This window comes from Halomonas sp. IOP_31, assembly GCF_021151495.1.
GTDB classification, from domain to species: Bacteria; Pseudomonadota; Gammaproteobacteria; order Pseudomonadales; family Halomonadaceae; genus Modicisalibacter; species Modicisalibacter zincidurans.
In genome coordinates this window covers 1-15,816 of the sequence record NZ_JAIRBP010000023.1, presented here as the reverse complement: position 1 = coordinate 15,816, position 15,816 = coordinate 1, and the positions used below count along the sequence as shown (strand labels likewise).

Annotated in this window: 14 protein-coding genes; 6 read left to right on the top strand and 8 right to left on the bottom strand. The window is 60.7% G+C overall.

Annotated features, from left to right (window positions below; all coding sequences use genetic code 11):
* Positions 1 to 149: 149 nt before the first annotated feature.
* The 5 genes from K7I12_RS12090 to nanR all read left to right on the top strand — a co-directional run bounded on the left by K7I12_RS12090 (position 150) and on the right by nanR (position 5,018).
* The gene (locus K7I12_RS12090) at positions 150 to 1,154 is read left to right on the top strand and encodes a sialic acid TRAP transporter substrate-binding protein SiaP (RefSeq protein ID WP_031382861.1); all 1,005 of its coding nucleotides are present in this window, start codon (positions 150 to 152) and stop codon (positions 1,152 to 1,154) included.
* A 64-nt stretch (positions 1,155 to 1,218) separates the two neighbouring features.
* The gene (locus tag K7I12_RS12085) at positions 1,219 to 1,752 is read left to right on the top strand and encodes a TRAP transporter small permease (RefSeq protein WP_231664259.1); all 534 of its coding nucleotides are present in this window, start codon (positions 1,219 to 1,221) and stop codon (positions 1,750 to 1,752) included.
* A gap of 25 nt (positions 1,753 to 1,777) precedes the next feature.
* The gene (locus K7I12_RS12080; RefSeq protein ID WP_231664257.1) at positions 1,778 to 3,157 is read left to right on the top strand and encodes a TRAP transporter large permease; all 1,380 of its coding nucleotides are present in this window, start codon (positions 1,778 to 1,780) and stop codon (positions 3,155 to 3,157) included.
* 14 nt (positions 3,158 to 3,171) lie between these two features.
* Positions 3,172 to 4,242 carry an Ldh family oxidoreductase gene (locus K7I12_RS12075; RefSeq protein WP_031382864.1) on the top strand — a complete coding sequence of 357 codons (1,071 nt, stop codon included), beginning with the start codon at positions 3,172 to 3,174 and terminating at the stop codon, positions 4,240 to 4,242.
* A 53-nt stretch (positions 4,243 to 4,295) separates the two neighbouring features.
* Complete coding sequence (gene nanR / locus K7I12_RS12070) at positions 4,296 to 5,018, top strand: transcriptional regulator NanR (protein ID WP_031382865.1); 723 nt, start codon at positions 4,296 to 4,298, stop codon at positions 5,016 to 5,018.
* Positions 5,019 to 5,075: 57 nt separating this feature from the next.
* On the opposite strand, the gene K7I12_RS12065 is transcribed toward nanR, so the two are convergent.
* The 8 genes from K7I12_RS12065 to K7I12_RS12030 all read right to left on the bottom strand — a co-directional run bounded on the left by K7I12_RS12065 (position 5,076) and on the right by K7I12_RS12030 (position 14,497).
* Positions 5,076 to 6,719 carry a UxaA family hydrolase gene (locus tag K7I12_RS12065; RefSeq protein WP_031382866.1) on the bottom strand — a complete coding sequence of 548 codons (1,644 nt, stop codon included), beginning with the start codon at positions 6,717 to 6,719 and terminating at the stop codon, positions 5,076 to 5,078.
* Between the two features lie 49 nt (positions 6,720 to 6,768).
* Positions 6,769 to 7,614, bottom strand: a complete 846-nt coding sequence (locus tag K7I12_RS12060) for a fumarylacetoacetate hydrolase family protein (protein ID WP_031382867.1) — start codon at positions 7,612 to 7,614, stop codon at positions 6,769 to 6,771.
* A 40-nt stretch (positions 7,615 to 7,654) separates the two neighbouring features.
* Positions 7,655 to 8,404: an SDR family oxidoreductase gene (locus K7I12_RS12055; RefSeq protein WP_231664256.1), complete on the bottom strand. Its 750-nt coding sequence runs from the start codon at positions 8,402 to 8,404 to the stop codon at positions 7,655 to 7,657.
* A gap of 176 nt (positions 8,405 to 8,580) precedes the next feature.
* Positions 8,581 to 10,008: an FAD-binding oxidoreductase gene (locus K7I12_RS12050; protein ID WP_231664255.1), complete on the bottom strand. Its 1,428-nt coding sequence runs from the start codon at positions 10,006 to 10,008 to the stop codon at positions 8,581 to 8,583.
* A gap of 71 nt (positions 10,009 to 10,079) precedes the next feature.
* Positions 10,080 to 11,315 carry a TRAP transporter large permease gene (locus K7I12_RS12045; RefSeq protein ID WP_231664254.1) on the bottom strand — a complete coding sequence of 412 codons (1,236 nt, stop codon included), beginning with the start codon at positions 11,313 to 11,315 and terminating at the stop codon, positions 10,080 to 10,082.
* 17 nt (positions 11,316 to 11,332) lie between these two features.
* Positions 11,333 to 11,815, bottom strand: a complete 483-nt coding sequence (locus tag K7I12_RS12040) for a TRAP transporter small permease (protein WP_231664253.1) — start codon at positions 11,813 to 11,815, stop codon at positions 11,333 to 11,335.
* 93 nt (positions 11,816 to 11,908) lie between these two features.
* Positions 11,909 to 12,979 (bottom strand): TRAP transporter substrate-binding protein, encoded by a 1,071-nt coding sequence (locus K7I12_RS12035; protein ID WP_231664252.1) that lies wholly within the window; start codon positions 12,977 to 12,979, stop codon positions 11,909 to 11,911.
* Positions 12,980 to 13,162: 183 nt separating this feature from the next.
* Positions 13,163 to 14,497 carry an L-fuconate dehydratase gene (locus K7I12_RS12030; protein ID WP_231664251.1) on the bottom strand — a complete coding sequence of 445 codons (1,335 nt, stop codon included), beginning with the start codon at positions 14,495 to 14,497 and terminating at the stop codon, positions 13,163 to 13,165.
* Between the two features lie 147 nt (positions 14,498 to 14,644).
* On the opposite strand from K7I12_RS12030, the gene K7I12_RS12025 reads away from it, so the two are divergent.
* Positions 14,645 to 15,619, top strand: coding sequence for a LysR substrate-binding domain-containing protein (locus K7I12_RS12025; RefSeq protein WP_231664250.1), 975 nt, complete (start codon positions 14,645 to 14,647; stop codon positions 15,617 to 15,619).
* Positions 15,620 to 15,816: the final 197 nt, after the last annotated feature.

Genomic DNA, 15,816 nt, shown 5'->3' with positions numbered 1-15,816 from the left:
AAGGCTTTGCAGTGCTTGCGCGTCGCTGCGGCAAGGACTAATTTGAAGCTGCTGGTATGATACGTATACAGCCATATGTGCAGTTAAGCACGCGGGTACCACCGATTCCGCTACCAATAAAACAAATCCAACGAATGTAGGAGTACAAGATGAGCGACAAGCCACAACGTCAGTTCAAGCTGCCCCGGCTGATAACCGCCATACTGGTCGCGGGTGGCGTCAGCCTGGCCGGTGCAACCCAGGCCCAGGCCGAAACGCTGAAATTCGCCCACGTGTACGAGACCTCGACGCCCTATCAGAAGTGGGCCCTGTGGGCAGCGGAGCAGATCGAGGAGCGTACAGACGGCCGCTATACCATAGAGGTCTATCCGGCCTCATCGCTGGGCAAGGAAGCGGATATCAACGAGGCACTACAGCTCGGTACCGTGGACCTGATCTACACAGGCAATCAGTTCGCCGGGCGCTTCTACGGTCCTATCGGCATTGCCGGTGCGCCTTACATGTTCCGCGACTTCGATCACTGGCAAGCCTATGCCAATAGCGATCTTTTCAAGGAGATCGCTCAAGGCTACCAGGACGCCACCGGCAATGTGCCGCTGGCGCTGAACTACTACGGCAAACGCCACGTCACTTCCAATAAGCCGATCAACACGCCTGAGGACATGCAGAATCTGAAGATCCGCACGCCCAACGCTCCCATGTACATGCTGTTCCCCGAGGCAGTCGGCGCCAACCCCACCCCTATCGCCTTTTCTGAAGTCTATCTGGCTCTGCAGCAGGGCGTGGTCGACGCGCAAGAGAACCCCCTGCTCACCATCAAAGCCAAGAAATTCTACGAGGTTCAAGACTATATCAACCTCACCGGGCATATCACCGACTCGCTGCTGACCATCGCCGGCGGACCGCTGTGGAACCGCCTGTCGGATGAGGACAAGCAGATCTTCCGCGACGTATACAAGCAAGCCGCCGAAAAGATTACCGATGACGTGCGTCAGTCCGAGGAGGACCTGGTGGCGTGGTTCGAGAATCAGGGCGTGACCGTCAATGAAGTGGATACCAAGCCCTTCCGGGAGGCGGTCCTGCCTTATCTCAATGGCGATGCCGCGACTTGGGACAAGGAAACCTTCGACCGTCTGCAGGCTATCGGCCAGTAATTCTCCTGTTAAATCCTGAATATCGCACCACCCCCAAGTTGGGAGTGGTGCGTGGGAATCTGACATGAACCAAGCAGATCGAGACGCGGCGACCGCCTTAAACTTGCCCGAGGAAGCTCCCTTCAACGCGAGGGACCATGGCCTGGAGGACTACCTGACGTTAGGAGTATTCTGGTTATTGGCGCTGGATGTCTTTGTCCAGTTCTTTAGCCGCTATGTACTCGGAAACTCCATCGCCTGGACAGAGGAAATGGCGCGCTACCTCTTGGTAATGGTGGGCTTCATGGGCGCTGCCATGACAGTGCGCAAGGGCTCCCAGATCGCCGTCGAGTTCTTCTATCGCTACATGCCGTTCTGGATGGCCCGTACAGCTTCGACACTGGTGGATCTGGCCAACATCGCCTTCTTTGCCGCCATGACCTGGCTCACCTTCAAGCTGGCTGACCTGACCACGGCGCTGATGGCCTCCGTGGATATCCCCAAGAGCTATCTCTATTACATCGTGATGCTGGGGTTCGTGCTGATGCTGGTGCGCGCCATCCAGGTAGCCATCCGCCACTGGCAAAGCGGTACCAGCGAGTTGCTGGATTCACAGTGATAACGTCGACCGAGAGAGCCTGTCCATGTCCAATATCCTGGCCCTGAGGGGGCGCGGCGCTCTGGTATCACCGGTGGTCGCGGCGCTTGCCATCCTCGGCTGCATCGCCCTGGCACTTACCGAGCAGTATTTGCTTTTTCTCTTCGTCATGCTTTTCACCCTGCTGGTACTTGGCGTGCCGATTGCCGTCTGCCTGGGGGGAGCCAGTCTGCTCTATGTGGTGTTGAGCGGGAGCGTGCCCGAGGTGGTGGTCGCTCAGCGCATGATCAGCGGTATCGATAGCTTTCCGCTACTGGCCATCCCCTTCTTTATACTCGCCGGCAATCTGATGAATAACGGCGGCATCACCAACCGTATTTTCGACTTTGCCAAGGCGCTGATGGGCTGGATGCGTGGCGGCCTGGGTCACGTCAACGTCGGTGCCAGCATCGTCTTCTCCGGCATGTCGGGTGCCGCCGTGGCCGATGCCGGCGGTCTGGGCACCATCGAGATCAAGGCAATGCGCGATGCCGGTTACGATCAGGAATTTGCGGTGGGCATCACAGCGGCGTCATCGACCATTGGTCCCATCATTCCGCCCAGTCTGCCGATGGTGATCTATGGTGTCATGGCTTCGGTATCGGTGGGCCAGTTGTTCGTGGCCGGCTTGATCCCCGGGCTGCTGATGGGCCTTGCGCTGATGCTGATGATATTCTTCCTGGCAAGGCGGCGTGGCTATCAGCGTGACGCGGCTTTCTCGTGGTCGGTGCTATGGCAGACTTTCAAGCGCGCCATACCGTCGCTGTTTACCCCGATAATCATCGTCGGCGGCATCATGACGGGTGTCTTTACTCCCACTGAAGCTGCGATCGCCGCCGTGGTTTATGCGCTCTTTCTGGGTGGCGTGGTGTATCGCATCCTGACCTGGCGGCGCTTGTTCCAGGTCAGTATGGAAACCATCGAAACGACCGCGGTGATCTTGCTGATCGTCGCCGGCGCCTCCATCTTTGCCTGGATCCTGACCAGCAATCAGGTTGCTCAGCAAGTGGTTGGCCTGCTCGGTCCCCTTGCCGATAACCCTGTGGCCACCCTGATCATTATCAATGTCGTGCTGCTCATCGTCGGCTGCTTCATGGAAACCATTGCCGCCATTACTATCCTGGTGCCGGTGCTGCTGCCGCTGGCGGTGGCGTCCGGTGTCGACCCGGTCCACTTCGGGGTGATCATGATCCTTAACCTGATGATCGGCCTGCTGACGCCGCCTGTCGGCATGGTGCTCTACGTGCTGTCGAGAGTCTCGAACATTCCTTTCGAACGCTGCATGCGCGGCACGCTGCCGTTTCTCGTGCCGCTGATCGTTGCGCTGCTGATGGTGACCTTCATTCCGGCGCTGTCCATGTGGCTGCCCGAACTGATCTATCGCTGAGGAACTCGGATCCCATGTCAGAAGACATTGTGGCGCGTATTGCCGTTAGCGAACTGGAAGATTTCATGCAGCGCGTGCTGTTGCGCTGTGAAATCGACGAGGCTTCGACGGAGGCCGTCACCCGTGCCTTGGTGACGGCGTCGCGCATGGGTACCGACAGCCATGGGCTGCGCCTGTTGCCGCATTACGTACAGGCGGTGAAAGGGGGGCGGGTCAAGAGACGGCCGACGCTGACGTTCACACGTCGCCTGGCGGCCACGGGCTACCTGGACGCCGATGACGGCTTCGGCCATTTGGCCGGTTACCGGGCCATCGAGCATGCCATCGAACTGGCCGAGACGGCAGGCATCGGTGCGGTAGCCGTAGGCAACTCATCGCACTTCGGCGCCGCCGGCTGCTATGCGCTGGCCGCGGCGCGGCGCGGCTACATCGGCCTGTCGCTGTGCAATGCCGATGCCCTGGTCAGCCTGCATCAGGGCCAGACGCCCTTTCATGGCACCAACCCCATCGCCTTTGCGGCACCGGTCCCGGACAGCCTGCCCTACCTGCTCGACATGGCGACCAGCTCGATCCCGTGGAACCGGGTCAAGCAGTACCGGGCCATCGGCCGGACGCTACCCCCCAATGTGGTGGTCGACGCTCATGGCGAATTGACCACCGATGCGCAACGGGCCGCGTCGCTATTGCCGTTGGGCGGTGCCGACTTCGGCTTCAAGGGTGCCGGGCTGGCCGGCATGGTGGACGTCCTCAGCGCCACGCTGACCGGCATGATTCACGGCTTTCGCATGCTGCCGATGACCGGCGAGGACATGTCGACACCACGTGGCGTAGGGCATTTCTTTCTGGTCATGCACCCTGGCGCGTTCAGTGATCGGGCGACATACGAACGTTCCATGCGGGCGTATCTCGAGGATCTGCGTGCCCAGCCCGCGCTGGCAGGCCGGCAAGTGTTGGCCCCGGGGGATCGCGAATGGCGCTGTCAGGCTCGGCGCGATGCCGAAGGCATTCCCCTTGATTCGGCCAATCTGGCTGCGTACCGCCAACTGGCGGAAACGCTCGAGTTGCCATCGCCGATGCTGGTATAGGCCGCATGCAGTACCATTGGGCAGCAGATGCGTTTGGCGAGGAGTCGTAACGAATGACGAGATACAAGGTGGAGCGCAAGACGCTCTCCGAACAGGTGGCCGAGCAACTCGAGAAAGACATTCTCGAAGGGCGTTTCAAGGAAGGCGACCAGTTGCCCGCCGAACGCGCGCTGATGGAGCAATTCGGCGTCGGTCGCCCGGCGGTTCGCGAAGCGTTGTTCTACCTGCAGCGCCTCGGGCTGATCGCCATCAACAGCGGTACCCGCGCGCGCGTCATCCGGCCCACCGCCGAAGCCGTGATGGCGCGTCTGTCGGGCGTGACCCGGCAACTGCTCTCCAAGTCGGAAGGGCAGCAATACTTTCAGGAAGCTCGGGCCATGTTCGAGATTTCGCTGGCCCGCTATGCCGCCGCGCATGCATCTCGCGAAGACCTTGACAATCTGCAGCGGGCGGTGGCGGAAAATCGCGAGTCGCTGGGCGACGAGGCACGCTTCAAGCGCAGCGACAACGATTTCCACGGTGTATTGGCATCCATCGCCCGCAACCCGATCTTCAACGCCGTGCACGATGCCTTGTCGGAGTGGCTCGATGACCGGCGTGCCCAGGTATTGCAGCGCGACGGCGAGGATCATGCCGCCTTGCAGGCCCATACTGAAATTGTCCAAGCCATTGCTTCCGGCGACCCGGATGCCGCCGAAACGGCAATGCGGCGTCACCTCGACCGCCACTACGGAACCTATCGCCAGCTCAAGGAGAGATTGTCCGATTCAGGATAGGAATAGACAATCACAATCAAAAGAAAGGACGAATCGACCGTCCTCTCTTCGTTGGCATCACAGCGACACGCCCCGTTTCCACGGGATGAAGTCGTATTGCCCCAGCTGTACCGCCTTGGGTCGGTAGCGTCCCGAGGCGGTATCGATGCATAGCTGCAGCAATTCATCGGCCAGCTCGGCGATCTGCGCCTCGCCGCGGATGATCGGGCCGGCATCGAAGTCGATGATGTCAGGCAGACGCTGGGCCATCTCGCTGTTGCTGGAGACCTTCAGCACCGGCGCGATGGGGTTGCCGGTCGGCGTGCCGAGGCCGGTCGTGAAAATCACCAGATTGGCGCCGGAGCCGACCAGGGCCGTAGTGGATTCCACGTCGTTGCCCGGCGTGCACAGCAGGTTGAGCCCCTTGCGTACGGCGGGCTCGGTGTAGTCGAGCACGTCGACCACCAGGCTGTCGCCGCCTTTCTTGGCGGCCCCGGCAGACTTCATCGCGTCGGTGATCAGGCCGTCGCGAATGTTGCCCGGTGAGGGGTTCATGGAGAAATGCGCGCCGACGGCGGCGGCATGCGCCTGGTAGGCATCCATCAGCGAGCGGAAACGCCCGGCGATCTGGTCATCGCGGCAGCGCGAAATCAGCTCATGCTCGACGCCGCACAGCTCGGGAAACTCGCTAAGGATGCCGCTGCCGCCCAAGGTGACCAGGCGATCGATGACGGCGCCGACCGTCGGATTGGCGGACAGCCCCGAAAAGCCGTCGGAACCGCCGCACTCGACGCCGATGGTGAGCTCCGCCAGCGACGCTGGCTGGCGCGTGATCCGGTTGGCTTCCTTCAGGCCATCGAAGATGGTGGTCAGCGCCTCGCGGATCAGGGTGTCCTCGCTGCGCGAGGCCTGCTGTTCGAAGTAATGTACCGGACGCAGCCCCTCGGGATCGCGCTCGGCCATGGCCTGCTTGAGCATATCGATCTGTGCCTTCTGGCAGCCCAGACTGAGCACGGTCGCACCGGCCACGTTGGGATGACAGATGTAGCCGGCCAGCAGCTGGCACAGTGCCAGGGCGTCGTCGTCGGTACCCCCGCAGCCCAGGGTGTGGGTCAAAAAGCGTACGCCGTCGACGTTGGGAAACAGGCGCTCGTCGGGTGACTGGTCAGCAGGCGATCCGCTCGCCTGGCCATGCAGCATCTCGCGGGCCATGCGCTTGTAATTGCGATAGGGATCCTCGCCGAGCGCGTCGGCGACGCACTGGCGCAGCACCTCGATATTGCGGTTTTCGCAGAACACCAGCGGCACCACGACCCAGACGTTGGCCGTGCCGACCCGACCGTCGGGACGCTGATAGCCGTCGAAGGTGACACCCAGGAAGCGGCTGACATCCGGTGCGTTCCAATGCGCTCGGCGCGCCTGGGCATGGTCGCTGTCGGTGCTGTGCTCGAGGTTGCCGGTGGTGATCGCCCCGCCTTCGGCGATGGGTTGGGTGACCCGGCCGACGGTGACGCCGTACATGATCACCAGATCGCCCACAGCCAGTGGTCGCAGGGCGAACTTGTGCTTGTGGCGAATGGCCTCGGTCAGGCGCACGCTACGGCCGTTGTCCTCGATCTCGATCCCGGCGGGCAAGTCCTTGAGGGCGACATGAACGTTGTCGGCGGCATGCACGCGCAGGCTGGGCCGCTGGAAGGTATCGCTGGCGATGGTCTGGCTCATGCTGGCTCCTATCGGCTTGCCCGGGGCGAAGGGACAGGCCGGCTCTGGTTCAGTCGTCGGCGACGACGCGCTGGCACTGCTCGCCCAGACCGTCGATGCCCAGGCGCATCTGCTGGCCCGGCTTGAGATAGACGGGCGGTTGTTGACCCATGCCCACCCCGGGAGGCGTGCCGGTGGAAATCACGTCTCCCGGCTGCAGGCTCATGAAGCGGCTCAGGTAACTAATCAGAAACGGCACCTGATAGACCATGGTGCGCGTAGTGCCATGCTGATAGCGCTTGCCGTCGACCTCGAGCCACATACTCAAATCATGCGGATCGGCAATCTCGTCAGGGGTCACCAGCCATGGGCCCAATGGGCCGAAGGTATCGCAGCCCTTGCCCTTGTCCCAACTGCCGCAGCGCTCGAGCTGAAATTCGCGCTCCGAGACGTCGTTGACCACGCAGTATCCGGCGACATGGCTCATGGCGTCGACCTCATCGATGTAGCGACCGGCCTTGCCGATCACCACGCCGAGTTCGACCTCCCAGTCGGTCTTCTGCGAGCCGCGCGGAATCTTCACATTGTCGTTGGGGCCGCAGATGGCGCTGGTCCACTTGTTGAAGATCACCGGCTCGCTGGGCACTGCGGCACCCGTTTCCGCCGCATGGTCGGAGTAGTTGAGGCCGATGCAGATGAATTTGCCGACCTGGCCGACGCAGGGGCCGATGCGGGTATCGGCGCCGATCACGGGAAGGCTGTCGGTCGGCAGCGCCGCCAGATCGTGCAGTCGCGCGGGCGCCAGCACGTCGCTGGCGAGGTCGTCGATCTGCCCGGACAGGTCGCGAAGGGTACCGTCCTCGGCGAGCAGGGCGGGTTTTTCCTGGCCCGAAGGGCCGACGCGCAGCAGTTTCATGCGTTGGGATTCCTTGTGGTCGAGTGAATGTCCAGCAGGGTCAGGCCAGCCAGCCGCCATCGATGACCGAAAAGGTACCGGTGGTATAGGCCGACTCGTCCACGGCGAGATAGGTGGCCAGTGCCGCGATTTCCTCGGGCGTGCCCAGCCGTCCCATCGGCTGGCGTGCGACGAACTCGCCATAGACCTCGTCCTGGGTGCGTCCCTGGCGGCTGGCCTGGTCGGCGATGCGTTCCATCAGCGATGGTGAGGCGACCGTGCCCGGGCAGATCGCGTTGCAGCGTACCCCCTGGCTCAGATAATCCGCCGCCACCGACTTGGTCAATCCGAGCACGGCGGCCTTGCTCGTGCCATAGGCGAAGCGATTGGGCACGCCCTTGAGGCTTGATGCCACTGACGCCATGTTGATGATGCTGCCCCCGCCCTGGTCGAGCATGCCGGGCAGGAACGCACGGATCATGCGGTACATGGCCGTCACGTTGAGTGCCAGGGAGAATTCCCAGTCGGCCTCGTCGCACTCTAGCAGCGAGCCGCTGGCGACATGGCCAGCAACATTGAAGAGCACGTCCACGGCGGGCAGCTCCTCGGCCAGGGTCTGAATGGCAGCAGTGTCGCGCACATCCAGATGGCGTATCTCGATGCCGGGCAATGCGGCGAGGGATTCAAGCTTGTCGGGGTCGATATCGGTGGCGATGACGCGGGCGCCTTCGGTGGCGAAGCGCAGAGCCGTGGCATGGCCAATGCCTTGGCCGGCCGCGGTGATCAATGCCGTCTTGTCTCGAAGTCGCATGGTGGCCTCATCATGGTATCGTTATTGTATGACAGGATAATAGCATGACTATACTTCGAGTATGATCCACCCGCTAGCGACTTGCCACTTGCTGATGGCCTGCGAGGAATTGCTTTCGTCTAACTGAAATAGCGCCCATGTGGCCAAGGGGAGCAACGGCCAATCGTCCCCGTCTCTCAGGCGTGGCGTGGCAAGATGCGCCCTGCGTTCATGATTTCGCCGGGGTCGATGAGTCGTTTGATGCCCTCTAGAAGCTCGTGCTCCACGAGCGACAGACCGGCTAGATAGGGCGCCTGCTTGACGCGCCCGATGCCATGTTCGGCACTGATGCTGCCGTGATGGGTATCAACAAGCTCGAACAGCACTTCCTCCAATTCATGCAGCAGGGCCTTCTTTGCCTCGAGGCCGAGTGTTGCAGGTGGCAAGAGGTTGAAATGCAAATTGCCATCGCCGATATGGCCATACATGAGGACCTGTGTCTCCGGCGAGCGTTGCAGCATGGCTTGATGGGCCGCTTCGCAGAACGCCGTCAGAGCGGAAATCGGCAGCGAGATATCGGTACGCAAATGCTCACCGCGCATCTGCTGGCCTTCCAGCATGCTTTCGCGAATCTGCCATAGCTGCGCCGCCTGTGTCTCGCTGCTGGCGAGCACGCCATCCAGCACGTGACCCTTTTCCGCGCCGGTCTCGAAGAGATGCTCGATCATGGCATCTATATCTACGGGACCACTGGCCGAGACTTCCAGCAGCACATAGATGGGATGGGCATCGCCAAGCGGGTCGGGCAAGTCCGGCGCCGCTTCGAATGCCAGCTCCATGCATACGCGGGGAATCAACTCGAATGCCGAGAGCAGGTCGCAGCAACTGCGCCGTGCCTGAGCGTACAGCGCCAGCACCGAGCCGATATCCGGCACGGCGATCAGCGCGGTGCGGCTCGTCTGCGGGCGCGGTACGAGCTTGAGCACGGCCCCCGTGACAATGCCCAGCGTGCCTTCGGCACCGATGAACAACTGCTTGAGATCGTAGCCGCGATTGTCCTTGTGCAGGGCCTGCATACCGTTCCAGATCCGGCCATCGGGCAGTACCACCTCCAGGCCCAGTACCAGCTGGCGCATCATCCCGTAGCGCAGCACGTTGAGGCCGCCGGCATTGGTGGAGACGTTGCCGCCGATCTGACAGCTACCCTGTGCGCCGAGAGCGAGCGGGAAATAGCAGTCGGTCTCTTCGGCGGCATCCTTGACGTTCTGCAGGATGCAGCCGCTATCGACGCTCATGCTGAAATTAATGGGATCGATAGCGCGAATCTTGTTCAGTCGCTCGAGACTGATCAGCAGCTCGCGGTGTTCAGGGTCGGGTTGCGCACCGCCGACAAGGCCGGAATGGCCGCCCTGCGCCACCATGGGAATCTGGTGGCGATGACAGAATGTGACGATCTCGGCGACCTGTTCGGTGGTGCTGGGGCGGGCAACCATCCAGGGGTCGCCGCGCTTGTCGCCGGCCCAGTCGTTGGTATAACGAGGAAACTCCGAGGGGGCGTCGATAACCCCGCCGTTGCCGAGCAAGTCGCTGAGAAAGCAATGCAGTTCCGCCGTGGCGATGGGCATGTGATTTCTTGCTCCACTGTCATGTCGTTTATGCAGCGCGTTATTGGTACCAAGTCACTTGTTCCAAAATGCTATTTGTACCAGAGCACTATGCCGGGAAAGGCCAGAAACGCGATGAGCAACGCAATCAACGTGAAGTAGTAGGGAAGCAGGCTCTTGACCAGGTCTTCCAGGCTGACCCTGCCGACCCCGCATCCTACGTAAAGCACAGTGCCCACCGGTGGTGTGATGAGGCCGATGCCCAGGATGAACGACATCATCACCCCGAAGTAGACCGGATCGATGCCGAGTTTGACCACTACGGGCGTCATCAAGGGCGCCAGGATGACCATCGCCGGGGTCAGGTCCATGAAGAAGCCTACAACCAGTAGAAACAGCATCAATACGCTGAGGATGGCGTACTTGTTCTGGGAAAACTCCGAGAGCATGACGACGATCTGCTGAGGAATCAGGTTGGCAGTCAGCAACCAAGCCAGCACGCTGGCAAATGCCAGCAGCAGCAGGACCACCCCGGTCAAGCGGCCCGTGGAAACGCATAATGCGAAGAAACCCTTGAGCGTCAGGCTGCGGTAAATGAACATTGACACGCCAACAGCATAGAGTAGCGCGATGGCGGCGCTTTCAGTGGGTGTGAAGACGCCGCTGAGAATACCCCCGACGATGATGAACGGCAGCAGCAACGCGAGCACCGAGTCCTTGAGTGCGGCGACGAGTTCCTGGAAATCGAACGGTTGAGCGGCGCCGGTCTTCTTGGACTGGAAGTACGTCGCCAGGGCCAGGCCCATGGTGATCAGAATACCCGGCACGATACCGGCCATGAAGAGCTGCGAAATCGAGGTGCCGGTCACCACTCCGAACAGTATCATCGGAATTGATGGGGGAATGATGATACCCACCACCGAGGCGGCGACGACGATGGCGGTGGCGCGTGGTCCCGAATAGCCGTGTTGCTTCATCGGGTTGATCATCATGCTGCCTACCGCCGAGGCATCCGCTACGGCGGAGCCGCTGATGCCGCCGAAGAACATTGACGTCAATACGGTGACTTGGCCCAGGCCGCCGGCGATGAAGCCCACCATGGCGCTGGCCAGGCGTACCAGGCGCTTGGCGATGCCGCCCGAACTCATCACCTCGCCGACGAGGATGAACAAGGGAATGGCCAGCAAGGGAAAGGAATCCAGCCCGTTGACGGCCTGCGAGACGAGGGTGGTCAGTCCATAATCGGCGACATAAAAGATGAAAAGGCTGATCGCGGCCAAGCCAAACGAGATTGGCATGCCGATCACGATGCAGGCGAGCAGCCCCAAGAGTATGCTCCATAGGATCATGCCGCACCTCGTTTGAAGACGTTATAGAGAAAAAGGCTGTTGCCGATGACGGTGAGCACCGCCATGACCACCATCGCGCTATAGAGCACTGTCTGGGGTATGGCCAGGAACGGGGTCGAGCTTACGTAGCCCGAAAGGATGTCGTCGAAGCCGACGAAGATACTGATACACACCGCGTAGATGATCGTCGCCGATAGCAATGCAAAGATTTTACGCAGGGCAGGCGGCGCCTTGTCCTTGAACAGGGTCACGGCGACGTGTTCGTTGGTCAGGCTGGCGATGCCAGCGCCTAGCAGCACCATCCAGATAAAGAGCAATCGTGATATTTCCGCCGCCCAGGCAAAGGAGTAGTTGAATACGAAGCGGCCAATGACATTCATCGACACAGTGATGACTACGCCAATGACGAGGAGTCCAATGATGATATCCAAGCCGCTTATCAACTTATTCAAGTAATCATTACCCGAACGTGACTTCATGAAGCCTCCAGAGGGGAGCTGACGAATGATGCTGAAATGGGGAAGGGCGTTGCCACCCTTCCCCGTAGGCTTGTGGTATTGGTTTGGGGCGACTTATTGCTGCGCTTGCGCCTGCTGTACTTTGGTGCGAATTTGGTCGATCAATTCGCCGCCAATCTCGTCGCGCCAGTTTTTATAGACCGGCTCCAGCTTGTTCTGGAAGACCTTGATCTGCTCGTCGGTAAGTTCGGTGATCTGCATGCCTGAATCCTTCAGGTCCAGTTTTATCTGATCGTTCAGCGTACGGCTGACGTCACGCTGGTAGTTGCCCATCTTGGTCGCCGCGTCGCGCAGCAATTGCTGATATTCTTCCGGCAGGCGGTCCCAGAAACGCTTGGACACCAGGGTGATAAATGGTGTGTATACGTGGTTGGTTTCAGTGGCGTAGTCTTGCACTTCATTAAACTTCGAAGACTTGATAGTGATCCAGGGGTTTTCCTGGCCGTCGACGACCCCTTGCTCAAGCGCCGTGAACAACTCCGCGAAGGACATCGGCGTTGGGTTGGCGCCCAGTGTCCGCCAGATATCCATATGAATTTCATTCTGCATGGTGCGGATCTTGAGGCCTTCGAGATCGTCAGGGCTGTCGACGGGGCGCTGGCTATTGGTCAATTGGCGGTAGCCGTTCTCGCCCCAGCCGATGGCGACCAAGCCCTTTGATGAAGCGTCTTCGAGCATTTGTTGGCCGATTTCGCCATCGAGCACGGCATCCGCCATCTCCGGCTTCGGAAACAAGAAGGGTAAGTCGAAGACCGCGAATTTCGGGAACATGTTCACCAGCGGTGACGTAGACGGCATGGTCATTTCCAGGGTGCCGGCTTGAAGGGCGCTGGTAGCTTGAAGATCGTCGCCTAGCTGCGCGCCGGGGAAGAGCTCGACCTGGATGTCGCCGCCGCTGCGTTGCTCGACGATTTTCTCGAAATACTCGAGGCCGCGGTATTGTGCGCCCGATTTCGTGGTGCCGATGCTGAACTTGATATTGAAATTGCCTTCGGCCTCGACCTTGTCGCCGGTGACTTCCGGTAACGGCGGCATCTCGGTCGCCGCGGAGGCGCCTAGCGCGGTGAGTCCGATAAACGCGCCGCCAACGATGGAAACAAAGCGAGTCGTTGTGGTTATTGTCATCCTGTCCTCCTGGAACTGATGGTTAGTGCTGGTACATGGGTCATGAATGACACCAATATCATCATGACCTAACGATAAAAAATTCCTGTTTCCTGTTTCCTGGGCAAGCTGCCAACAGCATGTCTGCTTTGGGCTACCTGAATGTTGAACATACACCCAGATGTCCCCGGTGTGACTTGACCATTAGTCGTAGTCGGCCAATTGATTGAGCTCCTGTGATGAAGTCCAGGCCTCACCGTCGGGATAACAATGATGCGAAAGGGACTTCTCATGCATGGTGATGCTGTATCCCGGCGCCTCGGTTACCCGGTAGCGCCCATGCTGGATGCGCACCGGATCGACGAAATGCTCGTGGAGGTGATCGACGTATTCGAGAATGCGCCCTTCCAGCGAGCCAGACACGGCGATGTAGTCGAACAGCGAAATGTGCTGGGTGTACTCGCAGAGCCCCACGCCGCCGCCGTGGGGGCAGATCGGCACGTCATACTTGGCGGCCAGGAGCATGACCACGATCACTTCGTTGAGCCCGCCGAGACGCGCGGCATCGAGCTGGCAATAGTCGATGGCGCCGGCTTGCAGCAGTTGCTTGAACATCACCCGGTTATGGCAATGCTCGCCGGTGGCGACCCCGATAGGGGCCAGGCGGCGACGGATGTCGGCGTGACCGAGGATGTCGTCGGGGCTGGTGGGTTCCTCGATCCACAGCGGGTCGAACTCGGCCAGATCACGCATGTTGGCGACGGCTTCGTCGACTTCCCACATCTGGTTGGCGTCCATCATCAGTGCTCGATCCCAGCCGATCTCCTCGCGCAGGATGCGCGCACGCTGACGGTCTTCCTCGAGATTGCCGCCGACCTTCTGCTTGAAGTGCGTCCAGCCCTCGGCCAGCGCCTCGCGCGCCAGGCGGCGCATCTTGTCCTCGGAGTAGCCTAACCAACCGGCGGAGGTGGTGTAAGCGGGATAGCCCTCGGCGCGCATGTGGGCCTCGCGTTCTGCCTTGCCGGCCTCGCGGCGCTTGAGCAGGGCGATGGCCTCCTGCGGCGTAAGGGCATCGGTGACGAAGCGAAAGTCCAGGCAGCGGACCAGCTGCTCCGGGGTCATGTCGACCAACAGCTTCCATACCGGCTTGCCTTCACGCTTCGCCCACAGGTCCCACACGGCATTGACGATGGCGGCGGCGGCCAGGTGCATCACGCCCTTCTCCGGCCCCAGCCAGCGCAGCTGGCTGTCGCCGCTGGTGAGGTCGCGCCAGAACGCTCCCATCTCGGCGGTGATGGCCTCGAGATCGCGCCCCACGATACGCGAGGCCAGGGCCTCGACGGCCATGACGCAGACATCGTTGCCGCGGCCGATGGTGAACGTCAGGCCGTGTCCCTGATGGGCGTCGTCGGCGTCGGTCGTGAGCGTGACATAGGTCGCCGAATAGTCCGGCGCCTCGTTCATGGCATCCGAGCCATCGAGCTGTCGCGAGGTGGGAAAGCGGACGTCTCTGGCTTCTAGATGGATGATCTGGGTCATTGCAGGCGTTACCTGGCTGTTAGGAAAAGTGTTAGCCACCATGGGTTTGGCGAGCACGCCTCGTTTAGGCTAGGCTTGTCGTTCAATAACGGCCAATTGAAGTTTTTGTGCTACCGATTACCTTGGGTTATCGTTTAGGCTGTACCATTGCCGGCGCAAAATCTCATGCCCCCGGATACGTCGATCCAACTGACCGGTTGGTTAAGGTTCAAGCATCTCGTGCTACTGACCACCTTGGCAGACAGTCGCAACATGCATGTAACGGCGCGCCGGATGCATCTCAGCCAGCCGGCGGCCAGCAAGATACTCAAGGATCTCGAAGGCTTCTTCGGCTTTGCAATATTCGTGCGCCAACCGCGAGCCATGATCCTGACGGAGCTGGGAGCGCATGTCGTACGTCATGCTCGCATTATGCTCAACGAGGCGGATCGGCTGGTCAGTGATATCAATGATCTACGCGAGGGGGGGTACGGGCAGTTGCTGATCGGTGCGATTGTCGCAGCGGCGCCGGAAATCCTGCCGGCGGCGATTGCGCGACTCAAGCGCCAGAGACCCCGGCTGTCGATTAGCCTGCAAGAGCAGACCAGCGATCGTTTATTGACCGAACTCGAATACAAGCGGCTCGATCTGGTGATCGGCCGCCTGACCCATGTCGACCAGCATAATCAGTTCGACTTCGAGCCCTTGCGTGACGAGCCGCTGCGTGTCGTGGTTCGTCAAGGTCACCCGCTGGCGACAGGCCATGGCATGCCGGATATTGAAAACCTCAGTCGCTGGCCGTGGATCCTGCATCCAATGACCAGCCCGATGCGCGGTGTGTTCGAGGCGGCGCTGGCGGCGGAGGGCATCGCCTCGCCCAGTGATATCGTCGAAACCACGTCCATCCAGGCCACCCTGCAGCTCCTGCTGAATTCCGACATGCTGGCGGTACTGCCGCATTCGATACTGCGGCGACCGCTGGAAAGTGGCCAATATGTGCTGCTCGAGCGCATCATCGGCAAACCTCTCGACTATTACGGGATCATTACTCGGCGTGACGAACCGCTGTCGACGGCAGCGCAGGCGTTGATCGAGCACTTGCGGGAGTTGACCGAGCAACCTCTTGATGAGAACGGACGTTAGTACGCCGCCAATCGCAGTAAAAGGAGGCTTATAGAACGACGGGACGGCCGAAGCCATCCCGTCGGGTCATGCATCACTCGCGCCGCTCAGCCTTCGCGCCTTCCGTCGTAAAGCCGCTTGAGGCCCAGCGGATTGGCCTCCTTGAGCGCTTCGGGACGCAGCGCGTCGGGCAGATTCTGATAGCACACCGGACGCAG

Coding starts and splice junctions, on each gene's coding strand:
- nanR (WP_031382865.1), top strand. CDS start 4,296: ATGACGAGATACAAGGTGGAGCGCAAGACGCTCTCCGAACAGGTGGCC.
- K7I12_RS12030 (WP_231664251.1), bottom strand. CDS start 14,497: ATGACCCAGATCATCCATCTAGAAGCCAGAGACGTCCGCTTTCCCACC.
- K7I12_RS12085 (WP_231664259.1), top strand. CDS start 1,219: ATGAACCAAGCAGATCGAGACGCGGCGACCGCCTTAAACTTGCCCGAG.
- K7I12_RS12035 (WP_231664252.1), bottom strand. CDS start 12,979: ATGACAATAACCACAACGACTCGCTTTGTTTCCATCGTTGGCGGCGCG.
- K7I12_RS12065 (WP_031382866.1), bottom strand. CDS start 6,719: ATGAGCCAGACCATCGCCAGCGATACCTTCCAGCGGCCCAGCCTGCGC.
- K7I12_RS12080 (WP_231664257.1), top strand. CDS start 1,778: ATGTCCAATATCCTGGCCCTGAGGGGGCGCGGCGCTCTGGTATCACCG.
- K7I12_RS12075 (WP_031382864.1), top strand. CDS start 3,172: ATGTCAGAAGACATTGTGGCGCGTATTGCCGTTAGCGAACTGGAAGAT.
- K7I12_RS12050 (WP_231664255.1), bottom strand. CDS start 10,008: ATGCCCATCGCCACGGCGGAACTGCATTGCTTTCTCAGCGACTTGCTC.
- K7I12_RS12040 (WP_231664253.1), bottom strand. CDS start 11,815: ATGAAGTCACGTTCGGGTAATGATTACTTGAATAAGTTGATAAGCGGC.
- K7I12_RS12090 (WP_031382861.1), top strand. CDS start 150: ATGAGCGACAAGCCACAACGTCAGTTCAAGCTGCCCCGGCTGATAACC.
- K7I12_RS12060 (WP_031382867.1), bottom strand. CDS start 7,614: ATGAAACTGCTGCGCGTCGGCCCTTCGGGCCAGGAAAAACCCGCCCTG.
- K7I12_RS12055 (WP_231664256.1), bottom strand. CDS start 8,404: ATGCGACTTCGAGACAAGACGGCATTGATCACCGCGGCCGGCCAAGGC.